This window comes from Tolypothrix sp. VBCCA 56010 (assembly GCF_050875635.1).
Taxonomy (GTDB): Bacteria; Cyanobacteriota; Cyanobacteriia; order Cyanobacteriales; family Nostocaceae; genus Hassallia.
Window position 1 is genome coordinate 1 of record NZ_JBPAOH010000096.1, and the last position, 23,384, is coordinate 23,384.

The 23,384-nt window shown below is 41.8% G+C and carries 21 protein-coding genes and 2 tRNA genes; 8 read left to right on the forward strand and 15 right to left on the reverse strand.

Features of this window, described 5'->3' with window-relative positions; genetic code table 11:
• Positions 1-18: 18 nt before the first annotated feature.
• The 7 genes from AABK37_RS26620 to AABK37_RS26650 all read right to left on the reverse strand — a co-directional run bounded on the left by AABK37_RS26620 (position 19) and on the right by AABK37_RS26650 (position 7,558).
• Positions 19-1,572, reverse strand: a complete 1,554-nt coding sequence (locus AABK37_RS26620; RefSeq protein WP_432554518.1) for a filamentous hemagglutinin N-terminal domain-containing protein — start codon at positions 1,570-1,572, stop codon at positions 19-21.
• Between the two features lie 174 nt (positions 1,573-1,746).
• Complete coding sequence (locus AABK37_RS26625; RefSeq protein WP_432554519.1) at positions 1,747-1,917, reverse strand: hypothetical protein; 171 nt, start codon at positions 1,915-1,917, stop codon at positions 1,747-1,749.
• Between the two features lie 257 nt (positions 1,918-2,174).
• Complete coding sequence (locus AABK37_RS26630; protein WP_432554520.1) at positions 2,175-2,471, reverse strand: hypothetical protein; 297 nt, start codon at positions 2,469-2,471, stop codon at positions 2,175-2,177.
• Positions 2,472-3,021: 550 nt separating this feature from the next.
• A complete protein-coding gene (gene radC, locus AABK37_RS26635) occupies positions 3,022-3,753 on the reverse strand; it encodes a RadC family protein (RefSeq protein WP_432554540.1) in 732 nt (243 codons plus the stop codon).
• 141 nt (positions 3,754-3,894) lie between these two features.
• A complete protein-coding gene (locus AABK37_RS26640) occupies positions 3,895-4,833 on the reverse strand; it encodes a phosphoribulokinase (RefSeq protein WP_432554541.1) in 939 nt (312 codons plus the stop codon).
• A gap of 333 nt (positions 4,834-5,166) precedes the next feature.
• Entirely contained in the window at positions 5,167-5,457 is a 291-nt protein-coding gene (locus tag AABK37_RS26645; protein ID WP_432554521.1) for a hypothetical protein, read from the reverse strand.
• Positions 5,458-5,830: 373 nt separating this feature from the next.
• Positions 5,831-7,558, reverse strand: coding sequence for an alpha-amylase family glycosyl hydrolase (locus AABK37_RS26650; RefSeq protein WP_432554522.1), 1,728 nt, complete (start codon positions 7,556-7,558; stop codon positions 5,831-5,833).
• A 198-nt stretch (positions 7,559-7,756) separates the two neighbouring features.
• Between AABK37_RS26650 and AABK37_RS26655 the strand changes: the two genes are divergently transcribed.
• Positions 7,757-8,434, forward strand: a complete 678-nt coding sequence (locus AABK37_RS26655) for a class I SAM-dependent methyltransferase (RefSeq protein ID WP_432554523.1) — start codon at positions 7,757-7,759, stop codon at positions 8,432-8,434.
• Here AABK37_RS26655 and AABK37_RS26660 read toward each other — a convergent pair.
• Complete coding sequence (locus AABK37_RS26660) at positions 8,370-9,302, reverse strand: rhodanese-related sulfurtransferase (protein ID WP_432554524.1); 933 nt, start codon at positions 9,300-9,302, stop codon at positions 8,370-8,372. The two genes, AABK37_RS26655 and AABK37_RS26660, sit on opposite strands and share 65 nt — an antisense overlap.
• 177 nt (positions 9,303-9,479) lie before the next feature.
• Between AABK37_RS26660 and AABK37_RS26665 the strand changes: the two genes are divergently transcribed.
• A tRNA-Ala gene (locus tag AABK37_RS26665) sits at positions 9,480-9,552 on the forward strand.
• Here the strand turns inward: AABK37_RS26665 and AABK37_RS26670 are convergent.
• Both AABK37_RS26670 and AABK37_RS26675 read right to left on the reverse strand, forming a co-directional pair.
• A complete protein-coding gene (locus tag AABK37_RS26670; RefSeq protein WP_432554525.1) occupies positions 9,553-10,176 on the reverse strand; it encodes a DUF938 domain-containing protein in 624 nt (207 codons plus the stop codon).
• A 44-nt stretch (positions 10,177-10,220) separates the two neighbouring features.
• Positions 10,221-10,661 (reverse strand): DUF29 domain-containing protein, encoded by a 441-nt coding sequence (locus tag AABK37_RS26675; RefSeq protein ID WP_432554526.1) that lies wholly within the window; start codon positions 10,659-10,661, stop codon positions 10,221-10,223.
• A gap of 316 nt (positions 10,662-10,977) precedes the next feature.
• Here AABK37_RS26675 and AABK37_RS26680 point away from each other — a divergent pair, with 316 nt between their 5' ends.
• On the forward strand, positions 10,978-14,445 hold the full coding sequence (locus tag AABK37_RS26680) for an AAA-like domain-containing protein (protein WP_432554527.1): 3,468 nt from the start codon (positions 10,978-10,980) through the stop codon (positions 14,443-14,445).
• A gap of 245 nt (positions 14,446-14,690) precedes the next feature.
• Positions 14,691-14,996 carry a hypothetical protein gene (locus tag AABK37_RS26685; RefSeq protein WP_432554528.1) on the forward strand — a complete coding sequence of 102 codons (306 nt, stop codon included), beginning with the start codon at positions 14,691-14,693 and terminating at the stop codon, positions 14,994-14,996.
• 225 nt (positions 14,997-15,221) lie between these two features.
• On the opposite strand, the gene AABK37_RS26690 is transcribed toward AABK37_RS26685, so the two are convergent.
• Positions 15,222-15,294: transfer RNA gene (locus AABK37_RS26690), tRNA-Val, on the reverse strand.
• A gap of 136 nt (positions 15,295-15,430) precedes the next feature.
• Between AABK37_RS26690 and AABK37_RS26695 the strand changes: the two genes are divergently transcribed.
• A complete protein-coding gene (locus AABK37_RS26695) occupies positions 15,431-16,063 on the forward strand; it encodes a metal-binding protein (protein ID WP_432554529.1) in 633 nt (210 codons plus the stop codon).
• A complete protein-coding gene (mazG, locus tag AABK37_RS26700; protein ID WP_432554530.1) occupies positions 16,060-16,878 on the forward strand; it encodes a nucleoside triphosphate pyrophosphohydrolase in 819 nt (272 codons plus the stop codon). Before AABK37_RS26695 ends, mazG begins: the two co-directional genes overlap by 4 nt.
• A 10-nt stretch (positions 16,879-16,888) precedes the next feature.
• Here the strand turns inward: mazG and AABK37_RS26705 are convergent, their stop codons facing one another.
• The 3 genes from AABK37_RS26705 to AABK37_RS26715 all read right to left on the reverse strand — a co-directional run bounded on the left by AABK37_RS26705 (position 16,889) and on the right by AABK37_RS26715 (position 20,903).
• Positions 16,889-18,400, reverse strand: a complete 1,512-nt coding sequence (locus AABK37_RS26705) for an aldehyde dehydrogenase family protein (RefSeq protein ID WP_432554531.1) — start codon at positions 18,398-18,400, stop codon at positions 16,889-16,891.
• The gene (locus AABK37_RS26710; RefSeq protein WP_432554532.1) at positions 18,333-18,725 is read right to left on the reverse strand and encodes a hypothetical protein; all 393 of its coding nucleotides are present in this window, start codon (positions 18,723-18,725) and stop codon (positions 18,333-18,335) included. Before AABK37_RS26710 ends, AABK37_RS26705 begins: the two co-directional genes overlap by 68 nt.
• A gap of 180 nt (positions 18,726-18,905) precedes the next feature.
• Complete coding sequence (locus tag AABK37_RS26715) at positions 18,906-20,903, reverse strand: M48 family metalloprotease (protein ID WP_432554533.1); 1,998 nt, start codon at positions 20,901-20,903, stop codon at positions 18,906-18,908.
• 20 nt (positions 20,904-20,923) lie between these two features.
• Here AABK37_RS26715 and AABK37_RS26720 point away from each other — a divergent pair, with 20 nt between their 5' ends.
• Positions 20,924-21,160: a hypothetical protein gene (locus tag AABK37_RS26720; protein ID WP_432554534.1), complete on the forward strand. Its 237-nt coding sequence runs from the start codon at positions 20,924-20,926 to the stop codon at positions 21,158-21,160.
• Here the strand turns inward: AABK37_RS26720 and AABK37_RS26725 are convergent.
• Positions 21,157-21,621: a peptidoglycan-binding domain-containing protein gene (locus AABK37_RS26725; RefSeq protein WP_432554535.1), complete on the reverse strand. Its 465-nt coding sequence runs from the start codon at positions 21,619-21,621 to the stop codon at positions 21,157-21,159. The genes AABK37_RS26720 and AABK37_RS26725 overlap by 4 nt on opposite strands.
• A gap of 426 nt (positions 21,622-22,047) precedes the next feature.
• Between AABK37_RS26725 and AABK37_RS26730 the strand changes: the two genes are divergently transcribed.
• Complete coding sequence (locus tag AABK37_RS26730) at positions 22,048-23,355, forward strand: glutamate-5-semialdehyde dehydrogenase (protein WP_432554536.1); 1,308 nt, start codon at positions 22,048-22,050, stop codon at positions 23,353-23,355.
• The last annotated feature ends 29 nt before the right edge of the window (positions 23,356-23,384 follow it).

Genomic DNA, 23,384 nt, shown 5'->3' on the forward strand with positions numbered 1-23,384 from the left:
ATTTATGGAATAAGCAAATTATGATACTCTAAACCGATTCAGTAATTGCATTTTTGATTCAGTCGAAGTTGGGGTTGCGCGTAGCGCAACCCCAACTTGTGGTACGCGAACTAACAAGTCATCGTTTCGCGATCGCATGAATCGACGGATGCAAAAACCTAGAATTTGATAACCCGCAACTTGGGTTAATACTGTTTCAACAAGTCCATTCGTTCCATCTGCACCCGTAATCGTAACCGTACCAGGTATAGTTACACTTCCTCCGGCGAGAATGTGCAGCGAACCTCCTGTGTAGCTTTGAAAACTAACATCTCCACTAGCTCGAATAATTGGGTCATAAGGACTAAACAAACCTCCTAAACTCCCATCCATTTGCTCAATCCGAAAATTTCCCCCAGCCCAGTAGTGAGCATCGCCTCCCACAGTGTTAAGCGATCGCAACACCATATCCCCTCCCGAAACAAGTCCACTGGAGGAATTATTCAAGGCAAAAATATCAACTCCTTGCCTACCCTGAACTAATAACTTTCCCCCAGCTTGCGCGACAAAGGGATTTGCCACACTATCGCGCACCCGCACTGTATCCCCTGCTAATAAATTCAAATCACCAGTTGTACCTAGCTGACTCTCTATCAGCGTTAAATTATTATTCGCTGTGAGTGTTGCAGTCTGTGCGGTGACATTCCGCGCTACCACATCACCATCCACGACAGGCAAGCCAGATCCTGTCAACTCAACTTGTCCGTTGCTGTTCACCGTTAACCCTGGACGCGATCGCTCATCAACGCTTGTTAGTAACTCACTCAAAGAAGATGAACCTACACTCGCTACAGGTGATGAAGTCTCAACATTTAAAAATTGTCCTGATGGACTCAAATTCACCACACTCCCACCTGGCACTGCTACAACAGCAACCTGCCCGGACGGTGCTGATAACTGCCCGGTACTAACTACCGTTCCTCCTATCAAATTCAGGTTTTGCCCTGTCCCCACCGAAAGATTCCCGGAATTAGCGATCACACTTGGCTGATTTTGATTAAATTGCACTCCCAAAGGCACTTTCACTGATAGTAATGGCGCATTTGTGGGATTTGTGGCGCTAAATTTCTCATCGCCAAAATTAAAACTGTTCCCCGTACTCGCTGAAAACGAACCATTAATATCTAACGAAGCGTTGGGACCAAAAATAATTCCGTTGGGGTTGAGCAAAAACAAGTTTGCATTACCCAGTACACCAAGTTTCCCAAAAATATTTGAGGCATTTGTCCCCGTCACCCGACTAAAAATATTCTCAACTCCAGTCGGGTTGCTGAAATAAGCTCCTCGTCCTTCCCTGATATTAAATTCCTGAAAACTATGGAATAAATTAGCACCGCGAATCGCCCCTGCATCTATGCGATCGCTCGGTACACCCTTAATATCAACATTCGGTGTAACAATCGAACTTTCTCCACCTAATGTGCGATCGGGAACTATTTGGGCGATCGCCCTCTGACTGCAAAGATATCCGCTCGTTGCTGCCAGCACAATTCCTATCTTCAACCAACACCCATACCATAATCGTGTATTCATCTTTACAATCCCTGACGCTTAAAGGTAATTTGATAAGTTTTATTTTTCTTTGAAAACCTAATTTTATTAGGTATTATTTAAGTATTGACAAAACTTCATTTATGTGAATCAACCTACTTAGGAAGTTAAAATTAAGCTTATTTGCTTCTTTATTTTCAATGGGTGTCAACATCATCAAATTATGCAATGCCTGATAATTCCGCTAATAGATTTAGCCTCATGTTGGGCGATCGCTACAGGTTTACCTTTGATATCAACATTTAGTGTAACAACGCAATTTAGACTGGGTTCAGAACTTGCGCTTCGCGCTCTGGTGACAACAAACATATCGACACGTTGCAGCAAGCACAATCGATATTTTTAATCACTGTCTGTGCCAGTTTTATGTTGTAATTAAATTTACACTCTTCGACACCTAAAAGTAGTTTACTTAGTTTTATATTTGTATAATTTAAAGCTTCAAATATTAGATAGATGTGCGCTACCCCTGTGCTAATCGCCCAAGCAAGATTTATTATTTTAACATATTTAGAGCGCAAATAGCAACTTTTAACAGGGGAAGCGACGGTAGTGAAGAAAGCTTCCCCTTGCCTTAGTTGGTTTTAAAACCTGTCGTAGGGAGAGAATATGGTGTAGTAGAGCGAAGGATCAACCCGATCTGTGAAGCGAGAATAGAACTGGTGCATTCTAATTGGATCTGGTTCGTGTTGCTCTTGTTGAGAATTTTCTGATGTTTCTGGCTTGCTGGCTAGGGCAGCATCAATCAAATCAACCAACTTCGACCATGCGACGGAAAAGGGATTTTGGAAAGAACTTGGAGGCAAGGATTTCTTTTCATTGCTAGATAATCCTGCTTTTTCTAAATCATTGATCGGCAAATCATTCGTATTCTTAGACATGTTTTTTCTCCTTTGAGATGTTGAGTTTGCGTGCAGTTTTTTGCATTTTGTGAGAAACTGTATTCTTCAGACATAGGAGTGTCCTGCGTCGTAGGGACAATTCATGTAGCCGAAGGCTTCCCGCAGGGTATTGTCTCTACACTCGTACCGGAAGGGCAACGCATAATTGTTTTCCACTCCGTTTGTCTTTGGGGAGATTCCCCAAAGCTAACTAAAATGCATTCTGATACAGATATAGAAATAAATCAAATCAGGTTATGCACTTTAAGGATAAAAATAGTAAAGATTTATGGCATCTACAAAAAGAAATGATAAAAACATCATCCTTTATGCATATATAACAATCTGTAACGCACAAGCTTCCCTACTTCTTCAAAAAGTCGAGAATCTGAACCTATCGACTATATCTTGGGCGATTAATAATTATTAATTTATAATTCATAATTAAAAAGGGTTTGTACCCGGTGCCTCGTCGGGCTTTCCTGTCACATCGGGGGTTTAAATCCCTCAAGTACATAATTATGAATTATAAATTATGAATTAATAATTATTAATCGCCCTGTGGATAGTCCTCCCACAAAGCTGTAATTTCTCGCAGACTTTGGTGATTGCCATCGCCTAATATAATATGATCTAACAGCGGAATGCCTAAAAACTGCGCTCCGGCTAATAATTGGCGTGTCAAGTCGATATCAGCCTGACTGGGTTCAACATTACCAGAAGGATGATTGTGCGCTACTATCACCCGCGTTGCCCCATGACGAATGACTTCGCGAAAAATCTCGCGGGGAGGTGCTAAAGTTTCTGTGGCAGTACCGATGGTAATAACTTGCGTCCCCAGCAAACAATTTTTCACGTCTAATAAAAGTACTGCAAAACGTTCTTGAGTTTGCCACATTAAATCTTGACTCAAAGCCGCTGCTGCCGCAACTGGACTATCAATTGGAGTACGGTCTAAAGGGCGAGATTGAAAAGCTCGTTTACCTAGTTCAACTGCTGCTAAAATGGTAGTCGCCTTGGCAGGACCAATACCAGGTATTTGCATTAACTCAGCGGGGGTAACTTCTCGCAATACTGCTAAAGGGTCGCGATCGCATTTTGCCAATTCATGTAGAATATATTGCCCCAAACCGATCGCTGATAATTTTCCCTGTCCTTGACCAGTACCTAGTAAAATTGCAATTAACTCCGCTGTGGCTAAAATTTTCGCTCCATGTGTCATTAACCGTTCTCGCGGACGTTCACTGGTTGGTATATCGGCAACTCTGAGGCAGTAGGTCATATAGAGAATATACTGGAGATAGATGAACCTATCTCTAGTTATCTCTTGTTTGCTCTCCAAACCATTGTGATTTGACAAAATCTTTAATTTTGGTCAATTTTCTCTGGTTATCGAAATATTAGCTTCATAAAGAAGCTAAGATTAGTGGTGGATTTGGGTTGCTTTGAGCATATGGTAAGTAATCAGCAACTGGGTGAGAGCAAGCGGGTAACTTTGGAGTGTTTCGTCGGTTGTACCGGCTATTTTACCTAACTCTGGATTGCTTTCGCGATCGCATATACTTTTTAAATGAGGCATATCAGAACAAATCAGCTGCTCTAATTTATTAACTTGTTCCAAAGTTGCATGACCGTCAACTTCTAAAACATCAACAGGTTTACCCATATCTCGATCTAATCCCAAACGAATCGCTGAGTTAGAATTACCATTGCCAAATTTAATAATCTCAGTAAAATCCGGATGGGGAATTGTCGGACGCAGTACCAAGCGCACATTCAAGTGTCCGTTTGCCTGGTCTTCATCTTCACTCGACGGATAGAAACTAACTACTATATCAGACCATTGCCGCTGGGGACGGATAAACTGCTCTGAATCTGGTTCGCGCTTATCTAATTCTGCCAGCACTTGTTCTTCAGTGTAGCCGCGCTTTTGCGTATCCCGCTTGACTTTCCACTCAGCGCGTAGCGATTCTGGAGGTGCTAAGTAAACTTTTACATCATAGCAATCTCTGGCACCACGAGTTGAATAACCAAGCAATCCCTCAATAATCACGAATTTAGCAGGTTTGATATATACTGGCGGTTCAAAGGTGCCGGTTGTGTGGCTGTAAATTGGCTTGAGAATTGGCTGTCCTATCCGCAGTTGAGACAGGTGATGCTGCATTATATCAAGATAGTTGCAGTCAGGATGTAAAGCTGTGATACCGATTTCAGATCGTTGCGTGCGATCGTAACGGTGATAATCATCAGTACAGATGATCGTCACATTCTCGGTTCCTAGTACCTGAGCAATTCCTTTAGTCAGTGTTGTCTTACCTGCTGCACTATCACCAACGATTCCAAGAATTATTGGACGGCTCATCATACCCCCAAAGTCACAAATGTTTTGTATGTTATTTTACTTATTTTAGAAAGTAATCATATCTAATTTCAGATAAAAATGTCTCTTAACAATCAAAATACTCACGTACTTCTGACGAAATTACATACAATCAATGCTTTTTTGCCATACACAATTTTTTTGTATCGATTTATAAACAGATTGTTACTAAATTTAATTTTGTAATGATAAAGGTAGATGCAAGATTCTTACATCTACCTTTATAATGATTTGCCTGTAGCAATCCACGATACCCAGAAACCCGGTTTCGCAGGAGTTACCGGGTTTCTAAAGCTGCTATATATTTAATTTTTGTTAGCGCGGACAAGAAGGTAAGGACTTGTTAGCGTAATTACAATCGAAATAATCTAGAGCATCACGACTAGATTCAAAAGTATGGGTAGTATGTAGAGGTGCGCTATTTGGATCTGATTTGCGGCTCCAAATTTTGATGTAATATTGAGTGTTATCAGTGGTTCGCCAAAGTTGATATTTATAATCGCCACCACCACCATTACTAATTAATGAATCAGCCATTGCTATAGTTGATGTAGTTAGCATTGTGGCTGTAGTTAAAAGGAAAAGAATACTCTTTTTAAATAACATTTTTTGATTCCTAAAGATTACATTACTTTTATATCCTTAAGAAACAGTTAAAAAAGTAAGTTAAATTAAATAAATCATCAATATATAATGAATGTAAAAGTCTACTTTTGAGAAAAACTAAGAGTTATTACGGAAAATCTGACAGCTTTTATGTAAAGCTACGTAGTAAGGACTTCAGTCCTTCTCTTATAAGATGAGTACTAAAGTCCTCACTACGAATGAAATAACATATCGTAGTAAGGACTTCAGTCCTTTCTAATAAGATGAGGACTAAAGTCCTCACTACGAATGAAAGAAGATATTATAGCAGTTCCCATTCAGATGCGGTACAACATTATATCGTCGCGTGTAGGGGCACGGCAGTGCCGTGCCCCTACGGGTGTACCTCACGTAACCGAGAATTGCTATATTGCAGAATAACAAACTGCATTGGTTCTAAATCAAGTTTGACGCATAATGATGGATTACTTGAGTCTGGATGCTTTTGTACAGTAACGCTTTCTTGTTGACCGTAAAGAAACTTCATTGTGTCGCCACTTTTGTGGATGCTATTGTCTACAATTACGAAATCTTGTCTTCGTTCTGTGGTAGATGTATTGTAAGCAGTTAAAATCTCTTCATCAGCAAGAATGCGAGAAAAAGCTAAAGTGCAAGGTTGATTTTGAGGTAAGCCAAAATCACGCCCATTACCAGAAATTTCCCGGAAGTACATGCGACCGAAACGCAGTGGTTCTCTTGTTTGAAATAGTTGGGCGATTTTGGCAATTTCTTGGTAAATATTGCAGTTTGGATTGAGATAGCTTTGTTTTGAATCCTCAAGGTTGAACATCGCCTCTCGGATAAACTCATCTCCATTTCCTTTGCCGGAAAATCCTTGCTCAGTACCATAATAAATGCAAGGTGTCCCCATCGCACACAGCAAATAGCCAATACCTGCAATTACTTGCTTATCTGGGGAGTCTGCGGCAAATCTCCGCTTATAATCTTGTCCTATCTGGTCGTGATTATCAACAAATGTGACTAGGTAACGTCCTAATTCACCGCGAGTTAATGCATGACCTCTCAAGTCATCATAACGCTTAATTAAACCGCTGGGAGAAGTCATTCCTTTGATTGCACTTGGTAAAGTCCAGTAAAGGGGAAAATCTAATACTGATGTAAGTCCAAAATAAACGGTTTTACTATCAACTTGGGTTGGAGTATTTGGACCGGTGTAACGGTTAATCGCATCATCACCGCCGACTAATTCACCATACAAGAAAAACCAGCGTTTACCCAATCGGTAAGCATATTCGCGAATTTCTGAACAAAAGCGCGAAACTGCGACTTCACCCATATGTTTGACAGCATCCATGCGAAAGCCGTCAATATCAGCTTCGCGCATCCAGTAACAATGAGCTTTAATAAGAACATCCTGAAGTTTCAGACCATCGGGATCGTCTTCATTATTGAAGCCTTTTAGTGAAAAGAAATCGCCGTGTTGAGTTTCTGGATAAGCATCCCAATTTTTAATTTCACCTCGGCGATGATAATAGTTAGGGTTTCTTAATTCGCTGGGGATTGGTCGGTCTTCTCGTCTCCATTCGCCTAAAGGAAATTGTTGATCGTTGGAATAATAGTAGGGAAAATCACCTGGATAAGACCAATTATCGCCTGAATGATTGACTACTACATCGAGAAATACTCGCATCTTTCTAGAATGGGCTGCCTCTACTAAGTCGATGAGGTCTTGTTTGGTGCCAAAACGCGGGTCGATATCGAGATAGTTTTGAATTGAGTAGCCGTGGTATTTATCTGGGTCGTTGTTGTTTTCAAAGATTGGGCTTAACCACAAAGCTGTGCAACCTAAGTTTTTGATGTAATCTAAGTTGTTCTCAATACCTTTGATGGTACCACCGCAGAATTTCTTTAGTTGTTCCTGGGTACCAGCGCCGGTCGATCTTGCAGGTGTGTTTACTGGTGTGCGGTTTTTGTCGTCGTGAAAGCGATCGACCATCATAAAGTAGATAAACTCTTCTCGCCATTCGCGATCGCAGTTCCAATATCTTTTTCCTGGAATCGGCTTGAGGTCAATTTCAGCTATTGAAGTTGGGTTATTCATGCAAAATTCTCTCAATTATGATTGTATAATGGCTCTGGCTAGTTTTCGCTCTTGTACGCAGTAGAGCGGTTCTAGGTTCTTATAGGCTGGTTGCAGTTTAGTTTATGCAGTTTCAGTGTGCTGAACGCAGGGAAATTCTGTAAAGTGTAAGGAAAAGCGATAACGAAACGTTGCTGCCAAAGGCAGATCGCATTCATCATGACAAAACAAACTCTAGGACTAGAACAACATATTTATGAATACTTGCTGTCAGTATCTCTGCGAGAACCAGAAATTCTACAGCAACTACGCCAAGAAACTAACCAACATCCACTTTCACAAATGCAAATTTCTCCCGAACAGGGACAATTTATGGCGTTGCTGGTGCAGTTGATGGGTGCAAATAAAACTTTAGAAGTAGGGGTATTTACGGGGTACAGTTCGCTGATAGTTGCATTGGCGTTACCACCATCCGGTAAGGTTGTTGCTTGTGATGTCAGTGAAGAGTATACTGCGATCGCTCGCCGTTATTGGCAGCAAGCAGGTGTGGCTGATAAAATTGATTTGCACATCGCTCCGGCAATGGATACTTTAGATCGATTGCTGGCAGATGGAGAAGCGGAAACTTTTGATTTTGCTTTCATCGATGCCGACAAAAGCAGCTATGACGGTTATTATGAACGAGCATTACAATTAGTGCGTCCGGGCGGATTGATAGCGATCGATAATGTACTATCGTCAGGGCGCGTCGCCGATGCCCAAGTGCAAGACAACAGAACTAACACTATTCGCGCCCTCAATCAAAAGCTACATCAAGACTCCCGAATTACTCTTAGCTTAGTACCGATCGCTGATGGTTTGACTTTGGCGTTAAAGCTTCCTCAGTCCTCTTCTTAGCTAATTCTAACTGGCGCTGCTTCTGCTGCATTCGTAATTTTTTATCCTCAGTGAGGCTATCAAAACAGTGTGGGCAAGAAATGCCTAATTCATATTTTGGGGAAGCTTTATCTGACTCAGAAATTGGATGTCCGCAACTAACACACTTTTCGTAAGTTCCTTCCTCCAAGTTGTGACGGACGGCAACTCGTTCATCAAAGACAAAACATTCCCCTTCCCACAAGCTTTCTTCGGTGGGAACTTCTTCTAAATACTTGAGAATGCCACCTTTGAGATGATATACTTGCTCAAAGCCTTGAGCAAGCAAGAAAGAAGAAGCTTTTTCGCAACGAATTCCGCCAGTACAAAATAGTGCTACCTTTTTGTGTTTCGAGGGGTCGAGGTGGTCGCGAACATAATCGGGAAATTGCCGGAATGTTTCAGTTTGCGGATTTTGCGCTCTTGGGAAAGTACCGATATCTACTTCATAATCGTTGCGAGTATCAATCACGGTAACTTCTGGATCGCTAATTAGGTCATTCCAATCCTGAGGACTGATATAAGTGCCGACTTGCTGATTTGGGTCAACTTCTGGCAAACCCAAAGTGACAATTTCTGGCTTTAAGCGCACTTTCATTCGCTCAAATGGCGGTGTGTCAGTATAAGATTCTTTATGTTCTAAGTCTGCCAAACGCAAATCGGCACGCAGAAAGGATAAAACTGACTCAACGCTGTCAGGCAAACCCGCAATTGTACCGTTAATGCCTTCTTTTGCTAGCAAAATCGTTCCCTTAACTTCTTGTGCTTGACAGTAAGACAGCAGAATGCTTTGTTTTTCAGCAAAATCTGGCAAGCTGACAAATTTATAGAATGTTACAACTAATATCATTTATTTCTTCGTCCCCCTTTCGGAAAAAAATAATGTGTGTTAATATAAGTCCAGCAGTTGAATTTACACAATTTTGTTTGATTCTTGGTATTCGATTGTTGAAGCTACCTAATGGTAAGGTTTTCTCAATCAAAAATCTAAAATCCAAAATTGTATTACCTGCTTTTTTCATTTTATGGGGGTTTAGCTCAGTTGGTAGAGCGCCTGCTTTGCAAGCAGGATGTCAGCGGTTCGAGTCCGCTAACCTCCATTATTCACCATGTTGAAAGACTACCGATAGGTTATTGGCTGGCATTTGGTAAGTATTTATCAAGTGGAGATTTTGGGCTTTTGCCGCTGCTACAACGTCATCTAAGTCACGTACACCCCAGCTTGGGTTTTGTGCGCGTAAAGAAGTGTCAAAAGCTGCATTACTTGGTGAGGTATGTTCTCCGTTTTGTTTGAAGGGACCATATAAATAAAGGATGCCGCCTGGTCGTAGAATGCGATCGCATCCAACCATCAGTCCCAAGCAAGCGTTCATCGGAGAAATGTGAATCATATTAATATTGACTATAGCTGTAATTGGCGCGGTATCTGGTAAAATCCAGTGTGGGGCAGTTGCATCTAAATCTACAGGCTGATAAAGATTATCCGATGGTGAATGTGCAATCCAGGCAGTAATGCTAGCTAGCGATCGCGGATTAGGATCTGTTGGCAGCCATTTGCGAGGTTTGAGGTGTGGGGCAAAATATACTGCATGTTCCCCAGTACCGCTGGCTATTTCCAAGATAGTGCCACTGGCAGGTAGAACTTGTAAAAGTATTTCTAGGATAACTTCGCGGTTGCGTTGAGTTGCTGGTGCGAATTGTCGTGCATCTTGTGGTGTATTCATCTATGAGTGCGATGGCGCTTTGCGCCCGCCATAGGCGATGGCTATTATTCCATTATCTCATCTGTGGCGGGTGAACCTGGATAAAAGCGATCGCTTAATATATCCTCCACTGTGTACGGACAATCTTGCGGAAATGTTTCTCCAGAAGCTAGTAAAATTGCTTTGATATAAGCTTTTTGGAGAACTTCTTGCAAATAAGGTTTGAGACTGGGATTTTCTGCAAGTAATTCCAACGTATCTATACGCTGTATGCGAATCGTATTTAACCAACTACGATTTCGTTTTTCGGGCTGATATTCCCATTTTAGTAAATGTGCTATTAAGATACTCCAACGATTTCGCAGTTCAGCACGTTGCTGTTTACCCAAAGATTCAATTTCCTCGATTAAATTGGACAAGTCAAGCTGATTCCATTGCTGATGACGAAGCAGGTTAGCTTGTTTTTGAGTCCAAGCGTAGAAGTCAGTTTCATAGAGGTTTTGCATTACTTTTTCGCGCTGCTTATGGTGTCTGCATAATAAAGTGAAAACAAGCATGAACTTTCCTTAATTTTAATCTGAGCAAGCGCAAATATACGCCCTCAGGCTGGAAGCCTGGGGCTACACAAACAAAGCCTGCCTTCGCAGGCTAAAATTTCCATAGCCTGCGAAGGCAGGCTTTGTACGTATAGCGACACCCTTCTAGGGTGTTGTAAGTAAAAATTAACATTAGCGTGTCTGAAAATACTCTAAATTAAAATTGTCGATTTAATGGTGGTTAAGAAAATTCCGAAAAATTTTCATTTTTCCTTAGGCAAAACAGATGACGCGAGAATCAGCTTCAACTTATGAATATCAAGTTGGGGGTAGTTTACCAATTGAGTCTCTCACCTACGTTCGACGACAAGCTGATGAAGACCTTTACAAGCATTTGAAAGCGGGAGAGTTTTGTTATGTTCTCAATTCTCGGCAAATGGGTAAATCTAGTTTGCGCGTGCAGGTAATGCAACAGTTGCAACAAGAAGAAATTGCTTGTGCAGTAATTGATATTACCTCAATTGGTACGGCAGATATTACACCTGAACAGTGGTATGCTGGCGTAATAGATACACTAATTGGCAGCTTCAATCTTTACCCCATTTTTGATTTAGATACATGGTGGACTGATAACCATTTATTATCACCAGTTCAAAAGTTGAATAATTTTATTCATAAAGTACTGCTGAAATTAGTTGTTACAGATATTGTTATTTTTCTTGATGAAATTGATAGTATTCTCAGCCTTGGGTTTAATCCTGATGATTTTTTTGCGGTAATCCGCGACTGCTACAACCGTCGAGCAGACAACCCCGCTTATCGTCGTCTCACCTTTGCAATATTGGGAGTATCTACACCTTCAGATTTGATTCAAGATAAGAGACGGACACCTTTTAATATTGGTCGGGCAATTGATTTAACTGGTTTCCAGCTTGAGGAAGCACAACCGTTAGCGCGGGGATTAACGACGGTAGGACATCCGCAAACGTTGATGGAAGCAGTGCTGTACTGGACAGGAGGACAGCCATTTTTAACACAAAAAGTTTGTAAGTTAGTCAAGACTGGGAAATACGAATTGGGGATTGGTGATAGCCAATCGTTAATTGCTGATTTAGTAAAAAAGCGGATTATTAAAAATTGGGAAACGCAGGATGAACCAGAGCATTTGAAAACAATTACACATAGAATACTCCAAAGTAGTGAACAGCGTAGCGGCAGGTTATTAGGATTGTGTCAGAAAATTTTGCAACAAGAAGAAATAATAGCCGATGATAGTGTTGAACAAACTGAACTGCGGTTGACAGGATTGGTAGTGAAGCGCGATGGTAAGCTGCGAATTTATAACCGCATATATAAGGAAGTATTTAATCAAGAATGGTGCGATCGCCAACTTGCAAAGCTGCGTCCTTATGCTCAATTACTTAATGCGTGGGTAGACTCACAGCGTCAGGATGAGTCACGCTTATTGCGGGGACAAGCGCTACAAGATGCTCAAGCTTGGGTCGCAATGCAAAGTTTAACAGATTTAGATTATCAATTTTTAGCTGCTAGCCAAGAGGTAGAACAGCGCGATATTCGGCAACGATTGGCAACTGAAGCAGCAGCGGCAAAAGCTGAAATAGAAGTAGCAAGAACTAGAGAAAAGATTAAAGTTCAAAAGCAAATAACTCGACTAGCGATCGCATCTTTTATCTGCATCACGGGAATTGCAATCTTTGCAGCAATTAAATGGAGAGATGCAGATGAAGGTCAGATTCAAGCATTAACAACATCCTCAAACGCAAAATTCCAATTAAATCGAAGTTCATTTGATACCTTAATAGATGCGTTAAAAGCTGGAAGACAGCTAAAGCGCTCTATTTGGTTTAGAAACGACTCTAAACTTCAACTTAAAGTAATGGAAGTAGTTAGTAATGCAGCTTACTGGGTTAGAGAAAGCAATATTTTAGAAAAACACCTAGGCTTTGTTCAGAAGGTTAGATTTAGCCCTGATGGTAAAACAATTGCCACTGCAAGTTTCGATTATACAGCAAAACTTTGGAGTGCAGACGGAAAAGAACTCGTAACCTTGAAAGGTCATACTCAACCAGTTGTAGATGTTAGTTTCAGTCCCGACAGTCAAACGATTGCTACTGCTAGTCAAGATGGAACTGCAAAACTCTGGAATCGTCAAGCAAAGCTTTTGAAAACTTTAAAAGGACTTGGTGTAATCTGGAGTGTTAGTTTTAGTCCTGATGGTCAAACCATTGCTACGGTTGGAGAAGATAAGACAGTCAAGCTTTGGAATCTAAATGGTAATTTACTAAACACATGGAAAGCTCATGATGGAGAAGTGTACAGCGTCAGTTTTAGTCGTGATGGAAAGATTGCTACGGGTAGTGACGACAATACAGTAAAACTCTGGGATTCTCAAGGTAAATTGATTGATACCTTTAATGGACATAAAAATTCAGTATTTAATGTTAGTTTTAGTCCTGACGGTAAAACTCTTGCCTCTGCCAGTAGCGATAACACAGCCATCCTTTGGGATTTAAAAACTAAGAAAAAAGTCACTCTTAAAGGGCATTCAAACAAGGTCAGAGATATAAAGTTCAGCCCTGATGGTCAAATTATTGCTACTGCTAGTTGGGATAATACAGTGAAACTATGGCGTAGTCGAGATGGTTTACTTTTAGAAACCTTACAGGGACATCAAGGTCTAGTCAATAGCGTTAGTTTCAACAATTATGGCAATATTCTTGCATCTAGCAGTAACGACAAAACGGTTAAACTTTGGCGACTGAATGACTGGTTAACTACTTTTACTGGGCATAAAGATTCAATCTACAGTGTTGACATCAACAAAGATGGCAACATGATTGCAACTGCCAGTGGTGATAAAACTGTGAAACTCTGGAACTTGCAAGGACAAGAACTAAAAACACTCACAGGACATAGTGATTCAGTCGGTAGCGTTAGTTTCAGTCCTGATAGTCAAATGCTTGCAAGTGGCGGTAACGATAAAACCGTAAGATTATGGAACTTGCAGGGAAAGGAAATTAAAACACTTGCAGGGCATAAAAAGTCTGTTACTGATGTCAATTTCAGTCCAGACGGCAAGAGAATTGCCAGTAGCAGCCAAGACGGAACTGTGAAACTTTGGAGCCGAGAAGGAAAACCTTTAAAAACTCTCAAAATAAATATTACTGGGATTTATAGTGTCATTTTTAGCACAGATGGTAATATTATTGCCTCCGCTGATACAGATGGAACAGTCCAACTTTCAAACTTGAGTGGAACTTTCTTGCCTAACTGGAAGGCACATAATCCAGCATCAGTCTATAGCATCCGTTTCAGCCCTGATAGTCAAGTCATTGCTACTTCTAGTGAAGATAATACTGTGAAATTGTGGAATAGAGATGGTGGTTTCTTAAGAACTTTGAAAGGTCATACAGCTGCCATTTCCGGTTTAGACTTCAGTCCCAACGGTCAAATGATTGCTACGGCTAGTGATGATCAGACAGTAAAGATTTGGAATCGTGATGGGATGTTAATTAATACACTCCTTGGGCATAACAATAGTGTAAACTCGCTTAAGTTCAGTCCTAATAATAAAAAGCTTGTTACTGGTAGTGACGACCAAACAGCATTGCTATGGAATATAGAGAACTTAAGCTTAGATAAATTTATAGATCGTGGATGCAGTTGGTTGAGTGACTATCTCAAAACTAATCCAAATGCTCCTGCTGATATTTGTGAGGAAATTAAAAGATAAATTATTTCTCGGACTTATATACTTTACAAATAAGCCAGTGTGTGTATAAATTAAAATTTGCCAAGCAGCACCGTTGTCTGTTTGTCAGGTTCTCCAAAGAACTTTGCCAAAAGTGCATAATTTGATTTGGCTGACACCTATTAACAATAGAAGAAAAGCTTTTTCAAGTTAACTTAGCTTTGCAGACAAATAGGGACACTTTACATAATCAGATTTTTGTAAATGCGTAAGTCCTAATTTCTTCAATGGGCTATTTTTCAGAACAATTATCGTCATCTATTTTAGTTGAAAAAATATCAGGGAGCATAATCATGGAAAATAATGAAAATGAAAATAACTTGCATCCATCACCAATAAGACTGCGCAAAGCTGACACCAAACAAGGTGGATCTGATAACTCAGCAGGAGAAGAGAATAAGTTTGCAGAAGATATAAATCATGATACAAATTTGCACGATACGTGGCAAGAAAAGCCAGGAGAAGGTCATAGACCTTGTAATCAAATACAATATGGCGAAGACAAAAAACCAGATACGCAACAAGGAGGATAAAGACGAAAATTTTGGACAAAACCAAAAAAACACAAACCTGCTATGGTTTTAAATAGTAATACATACGCAAATAAGTCACTGACATATTAAAGATGGACTATCCTTCTAAATCGTTTGAAAATGCCGATTTTGAAAATCAACAGTACCAAGCCAAAATCATGTAATCATACAAAAAAAGCATCAAGTAAAACTTGATGCTTTTTCTGATTTAAGGAAAATTAAAAATGGGCAGTACCAGACTCGAACTGATGACATCCTGCTTGTAAGGCAGGCGCTCTACCAACTGAGCTAACCGCCCGTTTTGACTCACATTTATAAAGTATAGCAAACTATTCCAAATCGCGCTACTATTTTTGAGAAATATTTTGCCGATCGCTTAATCCCAAATCTCAAATCCCAAATCCAAAATCTAAAATCCAAAATCCAAAATCATTATGCCCTCTGGACGGACGCACGATCGCATTACTTTATGGGCTTTACCGTTTGTTGTGGCGATCGCCTTCTGGCAAACTCGCAACGGCAACTTGACTTTATTGGTTGCTGGTGGGTTTATGTTCGGTGGGTTGATGTTTGGTCCCGATTTAGATATTTACTCGCGTCAATTTCAGCGCTGGGGTTGGTTGCGCTGGATTTGGCTACCTTATCAAAAACGTTTGCGGCATCGTTCTTTTTTCTCTCACGGTCCGATAATCGGGACAACGCTGCGGGTGCTTTATCTTTTGACTTTGCTGTTTATTTTGTCAATTTTCGGTTTGATAGTTGGTGCAAAGCTGGGAAATATAACTTTGAATTGGCAAGATATAAGTGAAAATGTAGGGCGATCGCTTTCTTCTTATTCTACCGAATTTCTAGCACTATTTTTGGGGTTGGAACTCGGTGCTATGAGTCATTCTCTCAGCGATTGGGGCGGTTCGGCTTACAAGCGTTTCCAAAAGCAAGGGGTTCAAGGTTTGCTGCCGCGTGCGAAAATGAAGAAACGTAAAGCGGGGAGAAGGGGGACAGGGGGGACAGGGGGGACGAGGGGGACAAGGGGGACAAGGAAGACAAGGGGGACTAGGGGAAAATGACTAATGATACTTTGGCGGCGTTACAAGAGTTAATTGATGTGGTGGCAAAGTTGCGATCGCCTGAGGGTGGTTGTCCGTGGGATTTGGCGCAAACTCCCGAAACGCTGACACCTTATGTGATAGAAGAAGCTTATGAGGTGGTAGACGCAATTAAAAGTGGCGATAAGAATGCGATCGCTGAAGAACTGGGAGATTTACTTTTACAGGTAGTACTGCAAGCGCAAATTGCTAGCGAATATCAACAATTTTCCCTGAAAGAAGTCGCTCAAGGCATTTCCCAAAAATTGATTTGTCGTCATCCGCATGTATTTGGTAATGATGTAGAGACGCGACATGTCGCGTCTATTGATGAAGTGCGGCAAAATTGGGAACAAATCAAAGCTGAAGAAAAAGGCGAAACTCCTGATAATAAAAAACTTAGTGCTAAACTCAGTCGTTATGCTAAGACTCTTCCCCCGATGATAGCGGCAATGAAGATTTCCCAAAAAGCGGCTGCGGCTGGGTTTGAGTGGGAAAATATTGATGGTGTTTGGGCAAAGTTTCATGAGGAGTTGGCGGAATTTGAACAAGCTTTAGAACAAGAAACACCAGCAGAACAACAAGCGGAATTAGGCGATTTACTATTTTCGATTATTCAACTTGCGCGGTGGTATAATCTTGACCCCAGCGAAGCTTTGCAAGGTACAAATCAGCGATTTATTCAACGGTTACAAAAAATGGAGGCGTTTGCTAACCGCCCCCTTTCCGATTACACTTTGGATGAATTAGAAGCGCTTTGGCAACAAGCTAAAGCTAAACTGGCACAAGAGCGTTAGCAAGTCATAATTACAATTTCACCGTGACGGTTTTGATTTCGGTGTAATGCTCTAAACAATACTCACCGAGTTCACGACCCATTCCGGATTGCTTAAATCCGCCAAAGGGTGCGGCAGCGTCAAACACATGGTAGCAATTCACCCAAACAGTACCGGCGCGGACGTTATTAGCGATCGCCAAAGCCTTGGTAATGTCCTTTGTCCACACCCCGGCAGCAAGACCGTACATTGTGGTGTTAGCTAAATGAATTACCTCGTCGATGTCTTTGAACTTAATAATGCTCATCACTGGACCGAAGATTTCTTCTTGGGCAATCTTCATGTAGTTGCGAACATCTGCAAAAACAGTCGGCTGAATGAAGTAACCGCGATCGCCAACTTGATTACCACCACATAACATCTGGGCACCTTCTCGCATACCCGACTCAATGTAGCTCATCACCTTGTCGAACTGGTCTTTATCTACCTGCGGTCCTTGCTGAGTATTACTATCAAAGGGGTTGCCAACGACACGTTGCTTGGCTCTTTCTACACTCTTAGCGACAAACTCGTCGTAACATTTTTCTTCCACAAACAACCGCGAACCCGCATTGCAACACTGACCTTGGTTGAAGAATAAAGCGTTGTGGGCACCTTGAATCGCTTCATCCATATCAGCATCGGCAAAGACGATATTCGGACTCTTACCACCAAGTTCTAGAGTTACCCGTTTGAGGTTGCTCTTTGCAGCAGCCTCCATTATCAAATGTCCTACTTCAGTAGAACCAGTGAATGCTACTTTGTCAATATCCATATGGCGGGAAATTGCCGCTCCTGCTGTTGGACCATATCCTGATAAAATATTCACCACACCAGGGGGAAAACCAGCCTCGATAATTAACTCACCTACTCGCAACGCAGACAACGGTGTTTGTTCGGCTGTTTTCATCACCACAGTATTGCCCGTTGCCAAAGCAGGTCCGAGTTTCCACGCTTGCATCAGTAGCGGGAAATTCCAAGGGATAATCTGACCAACCACACCCACAGGCTCATGGCGAGTGTAGCAGAAGTACGGACCATTAATTGGGATGGTCTTACCTTGCACCTTGTCAGCCCAACCTGCATAATAGCGGTAACAAGCGATGACCAGCCGTAAGTCAGCATTTAAAGAATCACTCAGCGGTTTGCCGTTATCGAGAGTTTCCAACCGTGCCAACTCGTCGATATTCTGCTCAATTAAATCAGCCAGCTTGTAAAGTAACTCTCCGCGACGGGTAGCGGACATTTTTGACCATTCTCCACTGGTGAAAGCATTACGAGCTGCTTGCACAGCCTTATCTACATCCGGTGCATCTGCTTCTGCAACTTCGCAGATAGTCTCGCCGGTAGCAGGGTTAATCGTTTCAAATCGGCGATCACTAACACTATTCAGCTTACCTTTGGGTGCGTACTGCTGAAGATAGGATTCTGTCAAGTTAAACAAGATGTCTGTAAAGACCAACGCTTTGCCCGTTGGTAATGGTAGTTCGTAAACAAGCTGCATCCAAGCGATGAATTCGATTAGGCACAACCATGACTTTTGGAGTTCCGAGAGATTCGAGAGTTGTCATTGTCTCGGAGTCTAAAGCGATCGCGCTATGAATCAGCAAGTCACCATCTGCAAGCTTAAAGATCGCCATTTCCCGTGGTGGAAGCATCGGATTAGGCATCGTGCCTGTTACATGCCATAGATTCGGGGCTAAACTTTCAATATTACTATGCGGCAATACATAAGATTGCCAATTCTCAACAGGTTTTTGACGATGTTTGACTAGAGAGTTTAGGTAATAAAACACTTCAGTAGGAGAGCCTTTCCTTCTCGGCTCCATACGTACACCTCATCCTGCTTTTGTAAGAGAGTATTGCATGGATTATAAACAAGATTTACGCAAGAATTTTATCCGGTTTAACCCACACAATAAAAGGAGGCAGTACCCGCTACTCACTACCTCCTTTGTAATTACAGCTTGGATAAATTAGAAATGCTCTGACAGCAAGCTAAAATTTAGCTATTTGCCGGTCATAAACAACGTAATGACCACTCCTAGGATAATCGATCCGCCACCCAAGACGAATGACCAAAAGCGATGATAACTGTTGACAAGAGTGCCGCTTTCACTGTTGAGTTGACTCAAATCCATCCACGGTGCGACACCTCGACGGAACCAACCTACAGCCCCAACTGATTCGCCAATCAAGCTTTCAACTCGTTTCATTCCAAACAGAAAGTTACCAATTGGACCAAAGCGCGAAGCATAATGCAAATAAAGCATTCCGCTGCGGTCTTGGATTTTCAAATCAGAACCAAATTTATAACCGGAATCGCCACGACCAATTAGTGTACCTTGGAGTTTCGCAGGTCTTCCACGCAACGGACTAGCATAAGGGTCTGACATCAAAGTGAGAACGTCAGTTTCTGGCACTTGGCTGTAGCTGGGAAACATAATGAAGGCTTTGATTACCACTCCCACACCTAAGCCGATGAGTGGTAAACCCAGCATCAAACCTGGGTTTTGTGAACTTGACCACAAGATAGCGCCGATAATCAAGCCGGCGACAAACCCAATCGTTTCAGCGCCGTACAGAATAACATCTAAGAAAAAGCTGCCGTAAAGCTTACTTTTATTGAGAGTTTTGCCTTCGCCAATAACTCGCCCCATGTCGAATTCAGTTGCTAAACCAAGCTGTTCTGCATAGGTGCTGAGGGCGCGAACTCGTTTTCCTGTCAAGGGGTGAGTGGAATTTAACTCCATCCACCAAGCCCACGGATTAAACATATCCCACAGAAAGACGCGACCGATTTTTTGTGTATCTGATGCAATGCGGTAGGCGGTTCCGGTAGACGCTGCCGCTTTGGGATCGTAAATACCCAAGGCGCGAGTACCTTCAATTAAGCGGCTAGGTTCTTTTGCCCGCGAACCTTCTTCTAAAATTCCGTAGGCTATCTTCACTAAAGCGCGGGAAAGTCCGTTGGGGTTGCCGGTGGTTTCTGCGGCAAAGTGGTCAGCAAAGTATTCTCGCGTGCGGGAGAGGTACAGTACTAGGTATGTACCAACGATGTAAAACACGTAGGCAGCTAGGGCAGCAGCTTGTGCCGCATCTTTGATTTTGCTATCACCACCGCCACGTCCAAGGCTTCTGGCTGTGATGTAAATCAAATAGCAAATTTGCACTAAGGTGGAAGCTACTGTCATTACCGCAAAATCCCAGTGGACGATGTGTCCTAATTCGTGGGCGTAGACGGTAGCAATTTCATCATCATCTAGGTAAGTGAAAAGTCCGTGACTGACGACTAAGCGGGCACTGTTGGGTAATGAGCCGTAAGTAAAAGCCGTGGGGTTTTCGTCGTCGATGATTCCCAGTCTGGGAATTTTTAATTTTTTCTGCTGACAAACGCGACGAATTACTCTGGCTGTTTCTGGACTGAGATTTTCAACTTCTGTTATGTCTACCCAACGAGTATGGTAGAGCCAACTTTGGGTTAAGTCCATCAAAAACGGAGACAGAAAGAAGGCAGCGAGGTTGAAAATAAGAGTGATAACTAAAGCGATCGCTAATCCATTTATCGGTGCATCGCTATTGACAATAAATACCAAAGCTAAACCTAAAACGAACACCATGCCAAACAGCAAGGTGAGGGTGACACCAGATGCTAGTGCTAAACTACCACCGACACCCTTCATGGCTAATTGGACACCAGCTGTCGCAGCGCGTTCGCTTTTTTCAATTTTGCGAGATGGCGTTTTTGCAGGTTGATGTAAAGTAGGGTAAGCTTTTTCTGCCCAGGTGCGTACTTCTGGATTATCGCTGTTAATTAACCGCTGACACAGGTCGCAAGCTTTTTCAATTTTTCCTGTGGCTTGATACGCTTTCAGCAGCCACATCTGCGCGTTTAAATAGCCTGGAGAAGTTTCATCAAAATTATTTCGACTGAATTCTTCTAGTAATTCAATAGCTTCTTGATAACGTCCTTGTTTAAAGGCATCTAATCCTGATTGCAGTGACATAATATCTCCCTTTAGGAGGAGTGGTATTTATCTATCAATACTCAATAGATACAGCGATCGCCACCGCAATTACGGAAAAGTTTTTCGACACATATATTAATATGTGTTTTCACTACTTCTATAAAGTTTCTTTAATTTTTATCAGTGAATCGCGCAAGCAAGGGAGGGGGAGAGGGGGGGACAAGGAGAGGGGGAGATGGGGGAGATGGGGGAGATGGGGAGAAACAATTGTCCCCCTGCCCCCCTGCCCTTATTAGTGGGGAATTTTGCTTAACTCGAACCAAGTGCGGTCTTCGACAATGCCATCATGAGGCAACTCAGTACGTTTTTGCAGTTCTTTCACCGCACGTTCTAGCTTAGAGCCAAATTCACCATCGATCGCACCGTTATAATCTTTGCTAGATTTGAGAAGATTCTGAACGGTTTTTACTAAGTCGCCTTTGCTGCCTTTCTTCAAAATTGGCATATCGACTGGCGCACCTTTAAACAATGCCCGCCAAGTATTATCGGCAACAATACCATCTTCTTTGAGAAATACGCGATGTTGAAAGGCTATGACACCTTTTTTGGTGATTGGACCAAATGCACCATCAATCGCACCCGTGTAAGTATTGTATTTTTTGAGAAGTTCTTGCAGTTCTTTGACTGCATCACCTGTGGAACCTTCTTTCAGTACAGGTTTGTTAAGTTGAGCAGAGACATCATTGGTAGATTGCATTATATTTTCTCCAAAGAAAGTGAATGTTTCAGGAAAATCGAAAGTTTGAAAAGTGTATCAGGTACAAGCGAAGCAAGGTTAATACTAAAACCTTGCTCTATATCCTTAATAGGATAAGTCAAGTCAAATTATGCAATTATAGGATTAATTTAGAAATCAATAATTGCGAAACGCTTTGACAGTATGGAAAAATCATAGTTATTAGGACTTACGCACTCCTTCACGGAGTAACGAACCACGTTCGCCCTTGGCGTCTCCGACAGGAGAAGACACGAAGGACACGAAGGAATAAGAGGAGCGAGAGGTATTTTGTGTAAGTCCTAGTTATGTCAGATTTATTTTTAGATTATTGTAGAGACCTTCCGACTGAACGTCTCTACGGATTGGTGTAGTCTAATAAAAGTGAAACTGCTGTATGCGTGTGTTATGATTATTTATCAAGCTGCTGACTCTGATTTGATTGCAATCGCTCAAAAAACCCGACTTGCTGCGAGTAAATTGGCGGTTGTCTCTAGTGAAGTGAAAACAAGGGCGATTGAAGCGATCGCTATCGCTTTAGAATCGGCGAAAGATGAAATTTTACAAGCGAATATTACAGATTGTGAAGCGGCGGCGGAAAAAATTGCCAAACCGCTTTACAAGCGCTTGCAGTTGGATGAACATAAGTTAAGGGATGCGATCGCTGGAGTCCGAGATGTCGGTAAACTAAGCGATCCAGTCGGTGCAGTGCAGATTCACCGCGAAATTGATACTAACTTAATTCTCAAGCGAATTACTTCTCCTCTAGGCGTTTTGGGCGTTATTTTTGAAGCGCGTCCGGAAGCTGCAATTCAAATTGCTTCTTTGGCTATTAAGTCGCGCAATGGTGTTATTCTCAAAGGTGGAAAAGAAGCGATTCGTTCTTGCGAAGCGATAGTCAAAGCAATTAAACAAGGATTATCTGAAAGTGCTGTTAACCCCGATGCGGTGCAATTGCTGACAACAAGAGAAGAAACTATAGAACTTTTGAAGTTAGATAAATATGTAGATTTAATTATTCCTAGAGGTTCTAATTCTTTTGTGCGATTTGTGCAGGAAAATACCCGCATTCCTGTGTTAGGTCACGCCGATGGAATTTGTCATCTTTATGTAGATAAAGCTGCTGATATTGCCAAAGCTGTGACGATTACAATTGATTCTAAAACTCAATATCCGGCTGCTTGTAATGCGATTGAAACTTTATTAGTTCACTCGGATATTGCGACAACATTTTTACCAAAAGTTGCTGATGCTTTAGAAAAAGTTAATGTAGAATTAAGAGGAGATGAACGTACCCGCGATATATTGCCTAATATTGTAGCTGCAACAGAAGAAGACTGGGAAACTGAATACAGCGATTTGATTTTGTCAATTAAAATTGTCGATTCTTTACAAGAAGCGATCGCACATATTAATGATTATGGTTCTCGTCATACGGAGGCAATTATTACTGAAGATTCAGAAGCTGCGAAAACTTTCTTAGCGCTAGTAAATGCAGCTGGAGTCTACCACAACTGTTCTACCCGCTTTGCTGATGGTTTCCGTTACGGTTTCGGTGCAGAAGTAGGAATTAGTACTCAACAAATGCCCCCTCGCGGTCCGGTGGGTTTAGAAGGTTTGGTAACATACAAGTATCAAATGATTGGTGATGGTCATGTTGTAAGTACTTACACTGGGAAGAATGCTAAGTCTTTTACTCATAGAGATTTGAAATAATGTAGGGTGCGTTACTTCGTTAACGCACC